Raw genomic sequence first — 15,799 nt, forward strand, 5'->3', positions numbered from 1 at the left:
CATTATCAAAAATTCGTGTTATTCGTCCCGCTTGCGCAAGCTGTCTTTCAGGCCGCCAACGGTGTTCTGAATGCGACCCTCGGCCTTATCCATCTTGCCTTCGGTCTCGAGCTTGGAGTCTCCGACGGCCTTTCCAATACCTTCCTTCACACGGCCCTTGATGTTCTTCATGCTGCCTTCAGTGCGATCACGATCCATGATGCTTCTCCCAAAATTGGAACTCTGGGATAAAAACGCCCTGCGCTTCGGAAGGTTTCAAGCTCAGCCATAGCATAGAGTGAAATCTGTCAGCGACAAATCGAACAGTTTAATTTTAGCAATTACAAGATTTAGATCGATCCAGAGCTTTCTGACCTAACTGGTCTTTGTATGATTAAATCACGAAAACATTATTGAATATTATCCTCAGGCGATGATGTTGCATGACGGACACAATGCGCATCCTTTGCGTAACACTGCATGAACAATCCCCAATAATTCGCTCGGTTATCTCATTGCGCTCATGGACATCAGGCTTGGCCGCTCTAATTCGAGCAGCGGGGGAATAAATGTTATATTCTTGTGGACCGAAGAGTTTCCTGTGTCCTCTGCACCAAGGGCTCCGAAGGAGCCGCCCAAAACTGCGCGCGCGAGCGACAGCCGAACCGGTTTGAAGAAAACCGCTCAGCCGCTCGACCGTATCGCGCTTCTCGCCCATCAGCTCAGGACGCCCCTCTCAGCCGTCAATGCCCTCGCCCAAGGCCTCATGCGCCGCGCGGACAAGATGAGTGTCGAGGATGTTCGAGGCCGGGCGGAAAGGATTTGGCGCGCCAGCCTGCGTCTCGACGAGCTGATCGAGATGATCATGTCCTATACGCGCGCCAGCGCCGGCGGCATGCTGCTGAATCCGAGCGAGTTCAATCCTGAAGCTTTAATCAGGCGCGCCTGCCATGAACAGAGCAGCCACGAGCCCGCACGCCCCTTCATCACTGATATTCAGGGATTGCCGGAAACGATCATCGGTGACCCGATCCTGCTCGAACAGGTTGTCGTGATCGTCGTGTCCAACGCCATGAAATATTCGCCGCCCGATTGCGTGGTGAGCGTGACCGCCCGTGCGATGGAGAATGGCATCTCGATTGTCGTCAAGGATGAAGGCATCGGCATTTCCGAATGGGATCTGCCTTTCCTGATGCAGCCCTTCTTCAGGGGACGGAACGCCAAGCAATTGCCCGGCACGGGCTTGGGGCTCAGCCTCGCTTGGCACATCCTCAAGCTGCACGGAGGTGGCTTGCAGATCGAGAGTCAGGAAGGCAAAGGCGCAACTGTCACGATGACCATCCCCGAGAAGAACGTGACGGGCGCGACGAACGTCTTCTGACTCTCCTCACAGGCGAATGAGGATGGCGCGAAAATCGTTCACGTTGGTCAGCGTCGGACCGGTGACGACGAGTCGGTCGAGGGCTGCGAAAGCCGAATAGGCATCGTTGCCGGCAAGATGCGCATCGAGGTCGACGCCCTTCTCGCGGGCCATGTCGAACATCGCGACATCGAACCAGGCCCCGGCATTATCCTCCGATCCGTCGATGCCATCCGTGTCGCAGGCAATCGCGGAGATCTTCGGTTCATTGCGCAGCGCCAGCGCCAAGGCGAGCAGGAATTCCGCATTGCGTCCACCCCGTCCGGAGCCGCGCACGGTCACCGTCGTTTCACCGCCTGAGAGCAGAACGCAAGGTGCCCTGACCGGCTCGCCATGCATCATCGCGGATCGTGCGATGCCGGCCATAACGCGGCCTGCCTCGCGCGCCTCACCCTCGATGGCATCGCCGAGGATCAACGGTGTCAATCCAAACTCACGCGCCTTTGCGGCAGCCGCATCCAGCGCCATCTTCGGCGTGGCCAGCATGTGAAGATCACCGCCAGCCCCAGCATCTTCCACGGCGTTTGCCTTGATGGCTTTCACCACATGAGCAGGCACATCGATATCGTATTTGCGCAGGATCGACAGGGCCGTCTGCGGATCGATGCGCTCAGGGATCGTCGGGCCGGAGCCGATGCTGGATGGATCGTCGCCCGGTACATCGGAGATGAGATAGGTCACGATCCGAGCAGGCCTGACCGCCTCTGCGAGCCTGCCGCCCTTGATGGCGGAGAGAGACTTGCGCACCAGATTCATTTCGCCAATCGGAGCACCGGATTTCAGCAGTGCGCGATTGAGCGCCTGCTTGTCGGCGAATGTAATTCCCTCAGCTGGAAGCGACAGAAGCGCCGATGCGCCACCGGAGATGAGGCAGACCACGAGGTCGTCAGGCCCGACCTCCCTCGCAAGTTCGAGAATGCGTCCCGCCGCCCGAAGGCCGGCATCGTCGGGAACAGGATGTGCCGCCTCGACGATTTCGATGGATTGTGTCGGCACCGCATGGCCGTAGCGCGTGACGACGAGCCCCTCGCAGGTTCCACCCGCGCGGCCCCATGCCTCCTCGAACGCCGCTGCCATGCGGGCGGACGCCTTGCCCGCTCCAAGAACGATGGTCCGTCCCTTCGGCCGGGGCGGCAGGCGCCCGTCGAATTTTCCATCCGGCAGGGCGGCCTCAAGGGCTGCATCGAAGATGGCGCGCAGAATCAGGACATCGTTTGTCATGCGCCCAGATTACGACAGAACTGGCCCTGGTTCAGCAGGGATCGCTCTTGGCCGGGCTGTGGGCAAGGCTGGGAAAATGGCCCGGCTTCGGCAAAAATGTTGGAACATTCCACCCAATTGTGCTTGATGCCGTGCCAAACCGTCGTTTACTCGCCTAACGAATGTCTGCGAAGGAAATGCCTGCCCATGATCAAGACTGGCTGCTTAGCCCCATCCACCATGCCAGGAGGTGCGGCATGACTCCCCTGTCTCAGTTGCCGCTGGAAAAGGCACGTTCGGTTCGCGTGACCCTGACCGATATCGACGATACGATTACCTCTGAAGGCATTCTGACGGCCTCGGCCTATGCCGCTTTGGAGAACCTGCAAAAAGCGGGCTTTCTCGTGATCCCGGTGACAGGCCGCCCCGCCGGCTGGTGCGATCACATCGCCCGCATGTGGCCGGTCGATGCCATCGTCGGCGAGAACGGCGCTTTCTATTTCCGCTACGACCGCACCGCCAAGAAGATGCATCAGCATTTTTGGGCGAAGCCTGAAGAGCTGAAGCGCAATCGCGCCAAGCTCGATGCCATCGAGAAGGATGTGCTGTCATCGGTGCCGGGCTCGGCCCTTGCCAGCGACCAAGCCTTTCGCGTCGCGGATCTCGCCATCGATTTCTGCGAGGACGTTCCCGCCCTCCCCGAGTCGGAGGTCGACAGGATCGTTTCCATCTTCGAGCGTCATGGAGCCCAGGCGAAGGTCAGCTCGATCCATGTGAATGGTTGGTTCGGCGATTACAACAAACTCAGCATGGCCAAGACGCTGCTTGCCGACGTGTTCGGCCTCACCTGGGAGCAGGCGAAGGAATGCGTGATCTACGCGGGCGACTCGCCCAATGACGAACCCATGTTCGAGGCATTCCCTCTCAGTGTGGGCGTCGCCAATGTTCATGCTTTCGCACATCGCTTGAAGAACAAGCCTGCCTATATTGCCAAAGGCCATTCCGGGGATGGTTTTGCGGAGTTGGCAGATCTTCTGCTGAACGCACGTCAGCGCTAGGCATTCCGATCATCGGCCCCGATCTTGAAAACCCTGCCCGGCCTCGACCGAGCAGGGTTTTTCTTTGTTCGAACAGATGATCCAGCGGCTCGCGCGTCACAGCCCCGAGAGAGCGATATACTTGATCTCAAGGAAACCCTCGATGCCGTACTTCGAGCCCTCACGGCCAAGCCCCGACTGCTTCACGCCGCCGAACGGCGCCATCTCGTTGGCGAGCGCCGGCGTGTTCACGCCCACCATCCCGCTCTCCAGCGCCTCCGCCACGCGCCAGACGCGGGCCATGTCCTTGGCATAGAAATACGATGCCAGACCGAACTCCGTGTCGTTCGCCATCGCAATCACATCCGCCTCGTCCGCAAACGTGATGATCGGCGCCAGCGGCGCGAACGTCTCCTCCTTCGTCACCTTCATCGCTTGCGTGATCCCCGTCATCACGGTGGGCTCGAAGAACGTGCCGCCCAACTCCGAGCGCTTGCCGCCGAGCACCAGCTTACCGCCCTTCGCCAGCGCATCGGCTACGTGCTCCTCCATCTTGGCAACCGCCCGGTCGTCGATCAGCGGTCCCATCGACACCCCGGTCTCCGTGCCCCGGCCGAGCTTGAAGCCTTTCGCCTTGGCGGCGAACTTCTCGGCGAAGGCATCGGCCACACCCTCCTGCACATAAATGCGGTTGGCGCACACACAGGTCTGCCCGGCATTGCGGAACTTGGAGGCGAGAGCCCCCTCCACCGCCGCATCGAGATCGGCATCGTCGAACACGATGAACGGCGCATTGCCGCCGAGCTCGAGCGACAGTCGCTTGATGCCGTCGGCTGCCTCGCGCATGAGCCAGCGCCCGACATTGGTCGAGCCGGTGAAGGTGATCTTGGCCACTTTCGGGTTGCGGCAGAACTCCTCGCCGATCGGCTTGGCCTCGCCGGTGATCACCGAGAACGCGCCTTTGGGCACCCCGGCCCGCTCGGCCAGCACCGCGAGCGCCAGSGCCGAGAGCGGCGTCTGGGCAGCGGGCTTGAGCACCATGGTGCAGCCGGCGGCGAGCGCCGGACCGACCTTGCGGGTGATCATGCCATTGGGGAAGTTCCAGGGGGTGATGGCGGCGCACACGCCGACCGGCTGCTTGAGCACCAGGATGCGCTGGCCGGGATTGGCGCCGGGAATGATGTCGCCGTCGATGCGCTTGGCCTCTTCGGCGAACCACTCGATATAGGCGGCATTGGAGATCACCTCGCCCTTGGCCTCAGCCAGCGGCTTGCCCTGCTCGGTGGTGAGGATGAGGGCGAGATCGTCGGCATTGGCGATGATGAGATCGTACCAGCGTTTCAGGACGGCGCTGCGCTCCTTGGCGGGACGCTTGGCCCAGTCCTTCTGCACCGCGTGGGCSGTATCGATGGCGCGGCGCGCCACCTCGGGGCCGAGATCGGGCACGTGGGCGATGATGCTGCCGTCGGCAGGATCGGTGACCGGGATGGACTTGCCGTCCGGGGCATCGATCCATTCGCCGGCCACATAGGCCTGCGACACGAGCAGGGACGCATCCTTCAAATCAGGAATGCGATGGGACGGTGCGGCATGAACGGTCATCGGGCTTCACTCCAACCTGTGAAATAAGGGGGATCTTCAAGCCAGATATAGGCTCTCCCCGTCTCATGTGAACCGCTTATCCACGCCGGGCAGGAATGCTGTTCCGGCGGGATAAGCCTATGGATTAGGCAAACAGGGCAGCCCTTTGAGAATATTTGCGACTTAAGGATGAAACGCCATCGCATTGCTAAGATCGAAACGCTCGTTACCTTCTCTTGACCGTCCATTTTGGTGGTTTCACCATGCGGCTCAACACAAGGCAGGGCAAACCTGGCCTCGCTCCATGAAGGGAAGAAAGATGCAAGTTCTCAAGCCACTTCTGTTTGCCCTAAGCTGCACCGTAGCAGCATCGTCGGCCTTTGCGCAGCAGGCTTCCGACGGTGTAGTGAAAATCGGCATCCTGAATGACCAATCCGGCGTCTATGCCGATTTCGGCGGCAAATCTTCCGTCGAAGCGGCCCGCATGGCGGTTCAGGATTTCGGCGGCAAAGTTCTCGGCGTGCCGGTGGAGATCGTCAGCGCCGACCATCAGAACAAGCCCGATGTCGCCTCCAGCATTGCCCGTCAATGGTACGACACGGACAAGGTCGATACCATCATGGAGCTGACCACATCCTCCGTCGCGCTCGCCGTGCAGGGCCTGTCGAAGGACAAAAAGAAAATTACCATGACGACCGGTGCGGCGACAACCGACCTCACTGGAAAGCAGTGCTCGCCCTACGGCTTCCACTGGGCCTATGACACGCACGCGCTCGCAGTCGGCACAGGCGGCGCGCTGGTGGAAAACGGCGGCAACAAGTGGTTCTTCCTCACTGCGGACTATGCCTTCGGTTACTCGCTTGAAGACCAGACCTCCAAGTTCGTGAAGTCGAAGGGCGGTCAGGTCGTCGGCTCCGTCCGCCATCCGCTCGCCGCCACCGATTACTCGTCGTTCCTGCTACAGGCGCAGAGTTCAGGCGCGAACGTGATCGGCATGGCCAATGCGGGTCTCGACACCGCCAACGCCATCAAGCAGGCCGCCGAGTTCGGCATCACCCAGGGCGGCACGCGCCTTGCGGCTCTGCTGTTCACGCTCGCCGAAGTGAAGGGCCTCGGCCTGAAGGCAGCGCAGGGCCTGACGCTGACGGAAGGCTGGTACTGGGACCAGAGCGACGAGAACCGCGCCTTCGCGAAGCGCTTCCAGGAAAAGACCGGCCGCATGCCCAACATGATTCACATGGGCACCTATTCCACCGTGCTGCAATACCTGAAGGCGGTCGAGAAGGCCGGAACGGATGCGACCGAGCCGGTGGCGAAGCTCCTGCATGAAATGCCGGTTCAGGACATCTTCGCCAAGAACGGCAAGGTGCTGCCCAACGGTCGCATGGTCTACGACATGTTCCTCTTCCAGGTGAAGAAGCCCGAAGAGAGCAAGGGCGAGTGGGACATGTACAAGCAGCTCGCCAAGGTGCCCGGCGATCAGGCCTACATGAAGGCCGCCGACAGCGGCTGCCAGCTCACGCAGTAAGCGTTGTGATTCCGGTGGGGATGCGCCATGCATCCCCACCTCTCTTTTTAAGAGGATGATGGCTGCCATATGGTCAGTACCAAACCGATATTGAGCGCCTCGGGCCTCACCATGGAATTCCGCGGCTTCCTCGCCGTGAAGAACGTGACGTTGACCGTCAATGAAGGAACGATCCACGCCTTGATCGGCCCCAACGRCGCCGGCAAGACCACCGTCTTCAATCTTCTCACCAAGTTTCTTACGCCGACGCGCGGCGAAATTCATTTTCGCGGGGAGAACATTACGCGCATGAAGCCCGCCGAGGTCGCGCGCCTCGGCCTCGTGCGCTCTTTCCAGATCTCGGCGGTGTTCCCGCATCTGACCGTGCTCGACAATGTGCGCGTGGCTTTGCAGCGCCCGTCCGGCCTTGCCACGCAGTTCTGGCGCTCTTCCAACAGCCTGTCGGCTCTCGACGACCGGGCGATGGAGCTGATCGACGCCGTCAATCTCTCGACCTATGCGGACCTGACCGCGTCCGAACTGTCCTATGGCCGCAAGCGCGCGCTCGAAATCGCGACGACGCTCGCGCTCGATCCCGCCATGCTGCTGCTGGACGAGCCGATGGCCGGCATGGGCCATGAGGATATCGGCCGCATCACCGACCTGATCCGGCGCATCGCGAAAAGCCGCACGGTGCTCATGGTCGAGCACAACCTGCATGTCGTTTCCGATCTCTGCGACCGCGTCACGGTTCTCGCGCGCGGCGAGATTCTGTCCGATGGAACTTACGAGGCCGTGAGCGCCGATCCGCGCGTGCGTGAAGCCTATATGGGGACCGAGCATGAGTAACGCGCCTCTCCTCGAAGTTCGCGGACTGAACGCATGGTACGGCGAAAGCCACGTGCTCCACGGTGTCGATCTCGATATCCGCGAGGGCGAAACCGTGACGCTGCTCGGCCGCAATGGCGCCGGCAAGACCACCACTTTACGCGCCATCATGGGAATCCTGCGCCGCCGCGAGGGCGTCATCAAATTGCGCGGCAAGGATCTGCTGAGCCTGCCCCTGCACAAGGTCGCGCAAGCCGGCATCGGCTATGTGCCCGAGGAACGTGGAATCTTCGCGAGCCTCAATGTCTCGGAGAATCTCGCCCTGCCTCCGACCGTTTCGGAAGGTGGCATGAGCGTGGAGGAGATCTACACCCTCTTTCCCAACCTGCACGAGCGGCGCACGAGCCAGGGCACCAAGCTCTCCGGCGGCGAGCAACAGATGCTGGCTATTGCCCGCATTCTTCGCACCGGCGCGAAAGTCATCCTGCTGGATGAGCCGACGGAAGGCCTCGCGCCCGTCATCGTCCAGCGCATCGGCGATGTGCTGGTGGAACTCAAGAAACGCGGCATGACCATTCTTCTCGTCGAACAGAATTTCCGCTTCGCGCGCAAGGTCGCAGACCGTTTCTACCTCATGGAGGACGGGCGGATGGTGAACTCGTTCCCCGGGCATGAACTCGATGCCCGCATGAACGAGCTTCACGAAGTGCTGGGAGTTTAGAGCATCATGAGTACGATTTTCGGCATTCCCACCCCTGCGCTCTACGGTCAGATCCTCATCGGCCTGATCAACGGCTCGTTCTACGCCATGCTCAGCCTCGGCCTCGCGGTGATCTTCGGGCTGCTGCGCGTCATCAACTTCGCCCATGGCGCACAGTATATGCTGGGTGCCTTCGCAGCCTATCTGCTGCTCACCTATGGCGGCATCGGCTATTGGCCCTCCCTCGTGCTGGCCCCCATCATCGTGGGCGCAATCGCGATGCTCATCGAGCGTCTCATGCTGCGCCGGCTTTATGGCATCGATCCGCTTTATGGACTTCTGCTGACCTTCGGTCTGGCCCTCATCCTCGAGGGAGCATTCCGCTACTGGTTCGGTGCGGCCGGAAATCCCTATGCGCCTCCGGAGCAGCTCACCGGGGCGGTGAATCTCGGCTTCATGTTCATGCCGATCTATCGCGGCTGGGTCGTCATCGCCTCGCTTATCGTCTGCATCGGTACGTGGCTTCTCATCGAGAAGACAAGGCTCGGCGCATATTTGCGCGCGGCGACAGAGAACGCCACGCTGGTCCAGGCCTTCGGCGTGAACGTGCCGCTTCTCCTGACGCTCACTTACGGTCTCGGCGCGGCGCTCGCCGCTCTCGCGGGCGTGCTAGCGGCACCGATCTATCAGGTGAGCCCGCTGATGGGGACGAACCTCATCATCATCGTCTTCGCGGTCGTGGTCGTCGGCGGCATGGGGTCGATCCTCGGCGCCATCGTCACCGGCTACATGCTGGGCGTGCTCGAAGGGCTCACGAAGGTGTTCTACCCGCAGGCGTCGAGCATCGTCATTTTCGTTATCATGGCCATCGTTCTGCTCGTCAGGCCGGCGGGTCTCTTTGGGCGTGAGGAGTAACATCATGGCTGTCGGAACACAGGTCATCGCAGAGCAGCCAAAACTGCGCACCACCAACCTGATCCTCGGCGTCATCGCCATCGCGATATTACTGGCAGCGCCGTTCTATTTCTACACCGGCATCCTGATGAGCATGCTGTGCTTTGCGCTCTTCGCCTGCGCATTCAACCTGCTCATCGGATATGTCGGCCTTCTCTCCTTCGGCCATGCAGCCTTCTTCGGCGGTGCGGCCTATTTCACGGCCCATGCCGTCAAGGTCTGGGGCTGGGAGCCACTGACAGGAATCCTCCTGGGCGTCGCCGGCGCTGCCGTGATGGGCCTCGTCATGGGCCTGCTCGCCATCCGTCGCCAGGGCATCTACTTCGCCATGATCACGCTGGCGCTGTCGCAGATGTTCTTCTTTCTCTGCCTCCAGGCGCCTTTCACCCATGGCGAAGATGGCATCCAGGGCGTGCCGCGCGGTTATCTGCTCGGCCTGATCGACCTCAGCGACCAGTACACGATGTATTACGTGACATTGGCGATCTTCCTGATCGGCCTCTTCCTCATCTGGCGCATCGTAAACTCGCCCTTCGGCAACATCCTCAAGGCGATCCGCGAGAACGAGAAGCGCGCGGTTTCCTTGGGCTACCGGGTCGATCGCTACAAGCTCGGCGCCTTCGTCATGTCGGCGGCGCTCGCGGGCCTTGCCGGTGGAACGAAGGCCATAGTCTTCCAGTTCGCAACCCTCACCGACGTAACATGGCAGATGTCAGGCGAGGTGATCCTCATGACCCTTCTCGGCGGCATCGGCACGATGATCGGCCCCGTCGTCGGCGCGGGCCTCGTGATCGCCTTGCAGAACTATCTCGCCGCGTGGGACTTCCCCGTGACGGTGCTGATCGGCATCATCTTCGTGATCTGCGTGCTGCTGTTCCGCCGGGGCATCGTGGGCGAGATCCTGGAACTGCTGAAGCGCAAGCCCAAAGGGGCCGTATAAGGAAACTGCATAAGCGCCGGACCAATCCGGCGCTTCACGATCGGCAAAGCTGCCAATGGAGGCAGGCCATGTCCAACACCAATACATTCGATTACGTCGTCGTCGGCGCAGGCTCCGCCGGTTGCGTCCTGGCGAACCGCCTGTCCAAGGATTCGCGCAACCAGGTCTGCGTGCTCGAAGCAGGCGGCAAGGATAACTGGATCTGGTATCACATTCCCGTCGGCTATCTCTTCGCCATCGGTAATCCGCGCGCGGATTGGATGTTCAAGACGGAGAGCGAGCCCGGCCTGAACAACCGCATCCTCAACTATCCCCGCGGCAAGGTGCTGGGCGGCTGCTCGGCCATCAACGCCATGGTCTATATGCGCGGCCAGAAGGAAGATTACGACAACTGGCGGCAGATGGGACTCGAGGGCTGGGCCTGGGACGACGTGAAGCCGATCTTCCGTCAGCACGTCGATCATTATCTCGGAGCGGGCGAGCACCATGGTGCGGGCGGGGAATGGCGCGTCGAGGCGGCGCGCCTGCGCTGGGACATCCTCGACACCTTCATCGAAGCCGCCGTCGAGGCCGGCATCCCGCGCGTGAGCGACTTCAACACGGGAAGCAACGAAGGCATTTCCTATTTCCATGTGAACCAGAAGGGCGGCAGGCGCTGGTCGGCCGCGCGCGGCTTCCTCAAGCCCGCCCTCTCCCGTCCGAACCTCACTCTCGAAATTCATGCGCATGCCACGCGCATCCTTTTTGAGGGCAAGCGCGCCATCGGCGTGGAGATCCTGCAGAACGGCACCTTGCGCCGTATCCTCGCGCGCAAGGAGGTCATCCTGTCGGCCGGCGCCATCGCCTCGCCCAAACTGCTGCAGCTCTCCGGTRTCGGCGGCGCAACGCTGCTGMGGGAGCATGGCATCGAGCCGCTTCAGGACCTGCCGGGCGTCGGCGCAAACCTGCAGGATCACCTTCAGCTACGCCCGATCTACAAGGTCCACGGCGTTCGCACCCTGAACGAGGATTATCGCTCGCTCATGAAGAAGGGCCGGATGGCTCTCGAATACGCCCTCTTCCGCAAGGGCCCGCTGACCATGGCGCCGTCGCAGCTCGGCGCCTTCACGCGCTCGTCGCCGGATTATGCGACGCCCAATCTCCAGTTTCACATCCAGCCTCTGTCGCTGGACAAGTTCGGGGAAGATCCGCATCCCTTCCCCGCCTTCACGGCAAGCGTCTGCAACCTGCGCCCGACAAGCCGCGGCACGGTTGCGATTCGCAGCGGCGATCCGGCTGACGCGCCCTTCATTCGGCCGAACTATCTTGCGACGGATGAGGACCAGCGCGTAGCGGTCGACTCGCTGCGTCTGGTGAGACACATCGTTTCGATGCCAGCGCTTCAGAAATATCGCCCAGAGGAGTACAAGCCCGGAGCAAGCTTGACGACGGATGAGGAACTGCTCAACGGCGCCCGCGACATCGGTACGACGATCTTTCACCCGGTCGGCACGGCCAAAATGGGCACCGATACGGATCCGATGGCCGTCACCGACGGAAGGCTGCGTGTGCGCGGGATCGAAGGGCTTCGCGTGATCGACGCGTCCGTCATGCCGACGATCACGAGCGGCAACACGAATTCGCCAACGCTGATGATCGCCGAGAAGGGAGCGGCCATGATCCTCGAGGATCATGCGCGCGACAACACACCCGTGCTTCGTTCGGCCTGAGGCGGCGCCTTCGTCCTAGTTCGTGGACGGACGTCCGTCCGCGGGCAGGTGGCTCGCGGCCCAGATGGCGGCCTGGGTCCTGTTCTTCGCGTGAATTTTGCGCAGGATGGCCTTCACGTGCACTTTGACGGTGGCTTCCGTGATGTCGAATTTGCGGGCGATCAGCTTGTTTGAATCACCATCCATCAGGCAGCGCAGGATCACGGTTTCACGGACCGACAATCCCTTTGCCGGCACGTTGTCCTCGGCGGTCTTGCCTGCCTCCTGAATGTCGACGCCGTCGGCCTTCTGCATCACCTGCTCGCGCAGAAGATCGAGAATGGCCGAAGGGAACACGGTTTCACCCAGCATGACGAGATCGAGGGTCTTGATCAGAACCTCGCAGGAGATGGACTTGATCAGATAAGCGTCGGCGCCTGCCTGGAATGCGGCGAAGACCTCGGCAAGATCGTAATCGTCGACGAGCATCACCACGCGCGCTGCGGGCTGGTGCTCCTTGAGCAGCTGCACCTGCCGGCAGGTCTCCTGGTGATCGCGGGCGGCATCCATGATGAGCAGGAAGGCTCTGCCATCGGCCTCCCACCCTGCCAGGGCTTCCACCAGGTTGGATGAGAGCCCAACCGGGTCGTAAGCCGTTTCCGCGAGGATCCTCTTCAACCCTTCGCGAAGCAGCGTGTTGGGTTCGACGAGAAGTGTCGAGACCACATTCGCGTCTGCTGCTTGAGTCCGGGGCGGTTCCACGGAACGTGACAATTCGAGGTATCTAGGATAGGCAGCATCTCGCGCCAGTGACACAGCGGCAGTTTGAGGCGAACCATCCAGATCGTAGCTTTTGCGCATCGAAGGATGCCTTTCCGGTCTTGATTGCCTGTTGATGATGCAAACATTCCTGTAGGGAAATTAGCTTAAATTTCTAACTTAAACAACGCATTCCCATTCACTTCATTTTAAGATTTGTAAATTTCTCGCACTTTATTTAGTGTATATTTATATCATTACTAAAAATTGACACCAACAATGCCAGTTCAAGCTTTTCGCGGGAATTCCGGATCATCAGAGCCGCTCGGCCGAAAGGTCATATATGAACCTTTCATCATTTGAGTTACGAAGCTTGAGCGAGGACGGCGCAATCGTATTCCACACCTGAAGGACTGGAAACAAGCTTGCGGTACACTAAACAACATATCAATGCAGCGCATTTGCACCGGGCCATGAAATTCTATTTCAATCTAGTTTGTGACGACGAGATGATGATCGACGATGAAGGCGTTGAAGTTAGAGATATTGAACATGCGCGCGTTCAGGCCTTGAAGGCCATTGCAGAGCTGCGCCAGGAAGCAGACATGGATCTCGACGAGTGGTCCGGGTGGAGACTCGAGGTGATGAACGAAGCCGGCGAAATAATGTTCGCCCTCCACCTCAATCAAACCCTTCATTGAAAAAGAGCGGCACAAGCCGCTCTCTTTTGCCGATGTCGTACTGAACTTTCTCAGGCGTGCAGCAGCTGGGACTGGCGCCTTATAGAACCTTCATCAGGGATGCGCTTTGAGCGGGCATCCCCTCCCCTGTGGGGATCCAGGCTGGGTCCGATCCCTGGCTGGAAAGATGGTTGACGGCCCACATGGCCGCCTGCGTGCGGTTGGCCACCCTGATCTTGCGAAGAATCGCCTTGATGTGGACCTTCACCGTCGCCTCTGCGACATCGAGCTTGCGCGCGATGACCTTGTTGGGCGCGCCCTGCATCAGGCATTGAAGAATCTCGGCCTCGCGGATCGAGAGAGTCCTGATCACCGATTCTTTCGACTCGGCCGAGCGCTCAGGCTGCGGTCCGGGGATCGTGATGGGCGATATGTCCGTGCGGATTTCCCTCACCTCGCCGCCCATCGTCATCGCAGAAAGCAAGGCCGATGATGGGAAGACGATTTCACCCAGCATGACGAGGTCCAGGTACTTGACCAGGGCATCGCAGCCTGTCGTTGCCAGGCAATATCCGTCCGCCCCCGCCTGCAACACGGATTTCAACTCGTCGAAGTCGAAGCCATCGGCAAGGATGACCACATGGCCATCCGGGTGCTGCTTTTTCACATCCTCGACAATATCCTTGATCTCGCCGGGATAGAGATTGCTGTCGATTACGAAGAGGCAGGGAGAGCCATAGCTCGATAAACCGCTTGCGAAACGACTGGTCAAATCGTCAGGATGCACTTTGTATCGTGTACTCGACAGGATGTGCCGGAGCCCCTCGCGAAGCATGGAGTTCTTGCAGCCCAAAATCGTAGTGACCTGCAGCAAATTTGACATGTGGGGGAGCCTTTTCGCAAAGATTACCCCCAATTATACAGAGCGGCGGTTTGCGCACTACTGCAGCAAAAGGATTATCGAATACCGCTTAGGAGGTATAAATTGCGCCGTAGGAAGATTTAACCTTTCAGAGCCGTTCCAACTGATATCATTCGACTTTTATGAACGGCACAGCTTGTCGTAATCTTCTATCGTCGCGCGGCCTCTCCGACACCAGATTCCGCGAACGGGGCAATAACGTATAATCGACTCGACAGCGCGGATATTGCCTGAATGATGAGCGCATTCACAGCCCTTGAAAAGGCGCGTTGTTGAATACGCTCCCATATTCCAGATCGGCGAATTGTGAAATGGAGACGATCATGCGTGCGACATGGACCGTTCACACCGCTCTTTGTTCATCCCTCGCCGTTCTGGCTCTGCTCCCCGCGTCCCAATCCGTATTGGCGGAAACCTTTGTGGTCGATCCTGCAGCGAACGAGGCCGGCACCGGCACGAGCGCCGATCCGCTTCCGAGCATTCAGAAAGCGCTCGAACGCGCCATGCCCGGCGACACGATCCGCCTTGCTCCAGGGCGATACTTCCAGGATTTCAGAACCGTCAGGGATGGGCGCCTAGGCGAGGCCATCGTCATAGAGGGGCCCAAAGACGCCATCGTCTCCGGAGCCGGAGAGCCGCGCATCGTCCAGATCAATCATGATCATATCGAACTTCGCGGGTTCACGATCGATGGAAAGCATCGCGATGGCGACAGTGAGGATGCTTACAGGGATAAGCTTATCTATGCGGTTGGAACACGCGCAGGAGATGGGGTCACAGGCATTCGGATCATCGGGATGCACCTTAGGAATGCTGGCGGAGAATGCGTGAGATTGCGCTATCAGGCACAGCGCAACGAGGTCGCACATTCCACGATTCAGAATTGCGGCATCTACGATTTCGTCTATGACGGCGGCGGCAAGAATGGCGAGGGAATCTATATCGGTACCGCGCCGGAGCAGCTCGGCAGGAATGGAGTGCCGGATTCAGCCGTTGACCGTTCCAATGACAATTGGATCCATCACAACACGTTCGACACGCGCGGCAATGAATGCGTCGATATCAAGGAAGGCTCTTCCGGCAACATCGTCGAACACAATCGCTGCACGGGCCAGAAGGACAAGAACTCCGCCGGTCTCGACGCACGAGGCAACGGGAATACATTTCGCCACAACACGGTTTACAGAAATCGTGGCGCCGGAATCAGGCTCGGCGGCGACACGGAGCGGGATGGCATTCAAAACAGCGCTTACGCCAATACCCTGCGCGACAATGCGGTCGGGAGCCTGAAAATCCTGACCGGACCGCAAGGAAAGATTTGCGGGAACATCGTTGCCGGCAAGAGGACACAGGCGACGGGAAAGTTCGGCGAGAGGATCAATCCCCAGCAACCCTGCTAGAGTATCCGTATTGATCAAGCGGGTTTTGGGGACCAATTTCGCTGATCTCGCAAGAGCGCATTGGCCAAGATGATGAGTTTGCGCATGATCGCCGTCAGGGCGACTTTCGCCGGCTTTCCCGCCGCGAGCAGGGCCTGGTACTTGGCTTTCAAATCCGGGTTGAAGCGGGCCGCTACCAGCGCCGGCATGTACAGCGCCTGACGC

General features: G+C 60.0%; 15 protein-coding genes and 1 pseudogene. 10 read left to right on the forward strand and 6 right to left on the reverse strand.

What is annotated here, in order from left to right; translation table 11 throughout:
- Window positions 1-18: 18 nt before the first annotated feature.
- Window positions 19-198 (reverse strand): CsbD family protein, encoded by a 180-nt coding sequence (locus ACXJKO_RS06465; protein WP_457090268.1) that lies wholly within the window; start codon window positions 196-198, stop codon window positions 19-21.
- A gap of 382 nt (window positions 199-580) precedes the next feature.
- On the opposite strand from ACXJKO_RS06465, the gene ACXJKO_RS06470 reads away from it, so the two are divergent.
- Complete coding sequence (locus ACXJKO_RS06470; protein ID WP_457090269.1) at window positions 581-1,360, forward strand: sensor histidine kinase; 780 nt, start codon at window positions 581-583, stop codon at window positions 1,358-1,360.
- A gap of 6 nt (window positions 1,361-1,366) precedes the next feature.
- Here the strand turns inward: ACXJKO_RS06470 and ACXJKO_RS06475 are convergent, their stop codons facing one another.
- The gene (locus tag ACXJKO_RS06475; RefSeq protein ID WP_457090270.1) at window positions 1,367-2,620 is read right to left on the reverse strand and encodes a glycerate kinase type-2 family protein; all 1,254 of its coding nucleotides are present in this window, start codon (window positions 2,618-2,620) and stop codon (window positions 1,367-1,369) included.
- A gap of 236 nt (window positions 2,621-2,856) precedes the next feature.
- Between ACXJKO_RS06475 and ACXJKO_RS06480 the strand changes: the two genes are divergently transcribed.
- Window positions 2,857-3,657, forward strand: a complete 801-nt coding sequence (locus tag ACXJKO_RS06480) for an HAD family hydrolase (RefSeq protein WP_457090271.1) — start codon at window positions 2,857-2,859, stop codon at window positions 3,655-3,657.
- A gap of 96 nt (window positions 3,658-3,753) precedes the next feature.
- On the opposite strand, the gene ACXJKO_RS06485 is transcribed toward ACXJKO_RS06480, so the two are convergent.
- A complete protein-coding gene (locus ACXJKO_RS06485) occupies window positions 3,754-5,238 on the reverse strand; it encodes an NAD-dependent succinate-semialdehyde dehydrogenase (protein ID WP_457090272.1) in 1,485 nt (494 codons plus the stop codon).
- A gap of 298 nt (window positions 5,239-5,536) precedes the next feature.
- Between ACXJKO_RS06485 and ACXJKO_RS06490 the strand changes: the two genes are divergently transcribed.
- The 6 genes from ACXJKO_RS06490 to ACXJKO_RS06515 all read left to right on the forward strand — a co-directional run bounded on the left by ACXJKO_RS06490 (window position 5,537) and on the right by ACXJKO_RS06515 (window position 11,855).
- Window positions 5,537-6,745 (forward strand): ABC transporter substrate-binding protein, encoded by a 1,209-nt coding sequence (locus ACXJKO_RS06490; RefSeq protein ID WP_457090273.1) that lies wholly within the window; start codon window positions 5,537-5,539, stop codon window positions 6,743-6,745.
- Between the two features lie 69 nt (window positions 6,746-6,814).
- On the forward strand, window positions 6,815-7,573 hold the full coding sequence (locus tag ACXJKO_RS06495) for an ABC transporter ATP-binding protein (protein WP_457090274.1): 759 nt from the start codon (window positions 6,815-6,817) through the stop codon (window positions 7,571-7,573).
- Window positions 7,566-8,273 (forward strand): ABC transporter ATP-binding protein, encoded by a 708-nt coding sequence (locus tag ACXJKO_RS06500; protein ID WP_457090275.1) that lies wholly within the window; start codon window positions 7,566-7,568, stop codon window positions 8,271-8,273. Before ACXJKO_RS06495 ends, ACXJKO_RS06500 begins: the two co-directional genes overlap by 8 nt.
- A gap of 6 nt (window positions 8,274-8,279) precedes the next feature.
- The gene (locus tag ACXJKO_RS06505; protein WP_457090276.1) at window positions 8,280-9,167 is read left to right on the forward strand and encodes a branched-chain amino acid ABC transporter permease; all 888 of its coding nucleotides are present in this window, start codon (window positions 8,280-8,282) and stop codon (window positions 9,165-9,167) included.
- Window positions 9,168-9,171: 4 nt separating this feature from the next.
- A complete protein-coding gene (locus ACXJKO_RS06510; protein WP_457090277.1) occupies window positions 9,172-10,146 on the forward strand; it encodes a branched-chain amino acid ABC transporter permease in 975 nt (324 codons plus the stop codon).
- A gap of 68 nt (window positions 10,147-10,214) precedes the next feature.
- Window positions 10,215-11,855 carry a GMC family oxidoreductase gene (locus ACXJKO_RS06515; protein WP_457090278.1) on the forward strand — a complete coding sequence of 547 codons (1,641 nt, stop codon included), beginning with the start codon at window positions 10,215-10,217 and terminating at the stop codon, window positions 11,853-11,855.
- Between the two features lie 15 nt (window positions 11,856-11,870).
- On the opposite strand, the gene ACXJKO_RS06520 is transcribed toward ACXJKO_RS06515, so the two are convergent.
- On the reverse strand, window positions 11,871-12,560 hold the full coding sequence (locus ACXJKO_RS06520; protein ID WP_457090279.1) for a LuxR C-terminal-related transcriptional regulator: 690 nt from the start codon (window positions 12,558-12,560) through the stop codon (window positions 11,871-11,873).
- A 506-nt stretch (window positions 12,561-13,066) separates the two neighbouring features.
- Between ACXJKO_RS06520 and ACXJKO_RS06525 the strand changes: the two genes are divergently transcribed.
- On the forward strand, window positions 13,067-13,294 hold the full coding sequence (locus ACXJKO_RS06525) for a DUF6894 family protein (RefSeq protein WP_457090280.1): 228 nt from the start codon (window positions 13,067-13,069) through the stop codon (window positions 13,292-13,294).
- 79 nt (window positions 13,295-13,373) lie between these two features.
- Here ACXJKO_RS06525 and ACXJKO_RS06530 read toward each other — a convergent pair whose 3' ends face one another.
- Entirely contained in the window at window positions 13,374-14,156 is a 783-nt protein-coding gene (locus ACXJKO_RS06530; RefSeq protein ID WP_457090281.1) for a LuxR C-terminal-related transcriptional regulator, read from the reverse strand.
- Between the two features lie 362 nt (window positions 14,157-14,518).
- On the opposite strand from ACXJKO_RS06530, the gene ACXJKO_RS06535 reads away from it, so the two are divergent.
- Window positions 14,519-15,595, forward strand: a complete 1,077-nt coding sequence (locus tag ACXJKO_RS06535; RefSeq protein WP_457090282.1) for a right-handed parallel beta-helix repeat-containing protein — start codon at window positions 14,519-14,521, stop codon at window positions 15,593-15,595.
- 14 nt (window positions 15,596-15,609) lie between these two features.
- On the opposite strand, the pseudogene ACXJKO_RS06540 reads toward ACXJKO_RS06535, so the two are convergent.
- Window positions 15,610-15,799, reverse strand: a pseudogene (locus ACXJKO_RS06540) (IS110 family transposase); the annotation flags it as partial.

The organism is Microvirga sp. P5_D2, assembly GCF_054049475.1.